Annotated in this window: 1 protein-coding gene; it reads left to right on the top strand. The window is 69.5% G+C overall.

Annotated elements, in window-relative coordinates; all coding sequences use genetic code 11:
* Nucleotides 1-2,644 (top strand): acyltransferase domain-containing protein (locus BST12_RS28650; protein ID WP_139802038.1); only part of this gene is annotated, 2,644 nt, incomplete at both ends.

Below are 2,644 nucleotides of genomic sequence, written 5' to 3'. Positions count from 1 at the left end.
GCCCTCACCCTGCCGGCCACCAACCCCCGCGAGGAGTTGCTACGGGCCCTGCACGCCCTGGCCACCGACACCCCCCACCCCGGAGTCACCTACCACCACCTGCCCGGCCATCACAGCGCCAAAACCGTATTCGTGTTCCCCGGCCAAGGCGCCCAATACCCCACCATGGCCACCGAGCTATACACCCACCACCCCCTCTTCACCGCCGCCCTCGACGAAATCTGCGCAGCCTTCGACCCCCACCTCGAAGCCCCGCTGACCCAGGCGATGTTCGCCGCACCCGACACCGCCGAGGCCCAACTGCTCAATCAGACCGCCTACGCCCAACCGGCGTTGTTCGCCGTCGGGGTGGCCCTGCATGCGGTATTCACCCACGCCGGCATCCGCCCGGACTACCTGGTGGGGCATTCGGTCGGCGAACTGGCCGCCGCCCACGTAGCCGGAATCCTGTCGCTAGCCGACGCCGCGCTCCTAGTCAGCGCCCGCGGCCGGCTCATGCAGACCTGCGCACCAGGGACCATGCTCGCCATCTCCGCCACCCCCCCCGACCTGAACGCGGTCTTGGCCGACTACCCCCAGGTCGAGCTAGCCGCAGTCAACGGCCCCACCGCCCTAGTCGTCTCCGGACCCGCCGAACAACTCCACCACCTGGGCCAGCACTGCGCCGCCACGGGCTACAAAACCACCCCACTACGCGTCAGCCACGCCTTCCACTCCGCCTCCATGGACCCCGCGCTGCCCGAATTCCACACCATCGCCGCCAGCCTGACCTGGTCAGCACCCAGCATTCCGATCATCTCCACCCTCACCGGCCAACCCGCCACCCCCGACCAACTCACCTCACCCGACTACTGGACCCGCCAACTCCGCCACACCGTACGCTTCCACGACGCCATCACCACCCTGCTGGCCCAAGGCCCCCACACCTTCGTCGAACTATCCCCACACCCGGTCCTGGCTGCGGCGCTGACCGACACCCTGGCTGATCAACCCGGCTGCACCGTGGTTCCCACCTTGGTTCGTGATCTGCAGGATCTGGACACCATGTCCACCGCCCTGGCCCAGCTACACACCCACGGCCATAGCCCCGACTGGACCACCCTGTATCCCGGCGCCACCACCATCGCGCTACCCACCTACCCCTTCCAACACCGCCCCTACCAGCTAGCCGTCGCCGCTGTGGGCGATGTCAGCGCGGCCGGGTTGGACAAGCCCGATCATCCGCTGTTGGGGGCGTTGGCCGAGCTGGCCGATCAGGACCAGATCGTGTTGACCGGCCGGCTGTCCACGGCCACCCATCCGTGGCTGGGCGGGCACCGTGTCGATGACATGGTGGTGTTCCCCGGGACCGGCTATATCGAGTTGTTGTTGCAGGCCGGTGAGTACGCCCAGTGCCCGGCGATCGAGGAGTTGGTCTTACATACCCCGTTGACGGTGCACGAGCACACCCCTACCGATGTCCAGATCACGGTGCAAGCCGAAGACGACACCGGGCGCCGCGCTTTTAGCGTGCATTCCCGCGCCGGCGGCACCCAGGGCCCCACGGCCTGGACGTTGCATGCCAGCGGCGCGTTGAGCACCACCACCCCCGGGGTATCAGAGGCCCGGTCCACACCGGTGGCTGTCGATCCCATCGACGCCGACAGTTTCTATGGCGACCTGGCCGAGCACGGCTTGCACTACCACGGCCCGTTCCAGTCGGTGCGCGGCATCCGACGCCACCCCAGCGCACCCGACACCGTCTCGGCCGAGGTGGTCTTACCCGCCGACACCGACATCGGCGGCTACGGCATCCACCCCGCGCTGCTCGATGCCGCCCTACACCCGTTGGCCGCGGCGTTCTACGACACCGACCCCCACGGCCTGCCGCCCACCCCACGACTGCCGTTCGCGTTCACCGGAGTCACCTTGCACGCGATCGGGGCCACCCGCCTGCACGTCCAACTCAGCGCCACCGGACCCGACACCTTCACCCTGCACGCCACCGACCCCGCCGGCGCCCCGGTGATCAGCATCGACACCTTGACCCTGCGGGCCCGCCCCGACCACATCGGCTCCCCCGCCCCCGCCGCGCTGCGCGACAGTCTGTTCGAGCTGGCCTGGCCGGCCCTGCCCGCCGACACCTTCCCGGCCCCCGCATCCACACCGGCGTGGGCGATCCTCACCGATGACCCCGAGCGGCTGCCCGCCAGCCTGCACGCACCGCACCACACTGAGTGGGCCGACATCGAGCCGGCCCACACCGATGTGGTGGTCTGGGTCTTACCCCCACCCGATCCCGCCGAGGCTGATCCCCTGCAGCGCCTGCACACCCTGACCCGCGCCACGGTCAGCGGGCTGCAGCACTGGCTGACCCGCCCCGACACCCTGCACACCCCCCTGGTGATCCTCACCAGCCATGCACTCAGCACCAGCGCCTATGACCGCCCACCGGATCTGGCCCACGCCGCGGTCTGGGCGTTGATCCACACCGCCCAAAACGAACACCCCGACCGCATCAGCGCCGTCGACCTCGACACCACCACGGCCACCGACGACACCCTGGTCCACGTCCTGGCCGCCCTGGCCGACCCCGCGCGGCGACCCACGCTAGAGCCTCAACTGGCGCTACGTCACGGCATCGCCCACACCCCCCGCCTGATCC

Source organism: Mycobacterium angelicum (genome assembly GCF_002086155.1).
Taxonomy (GTDB): domain Bacteria; phylum Actinomycetota; class Actinomycetes; order Mycobacteriales; family Mycobacteriaceae; genus Mycobacterium; species Mycobacterium angelicum.
Note: the sequence above shows the minus strand (reverse complement) of the source record. Positions and strands in the feature narration are given on the sequence as shown.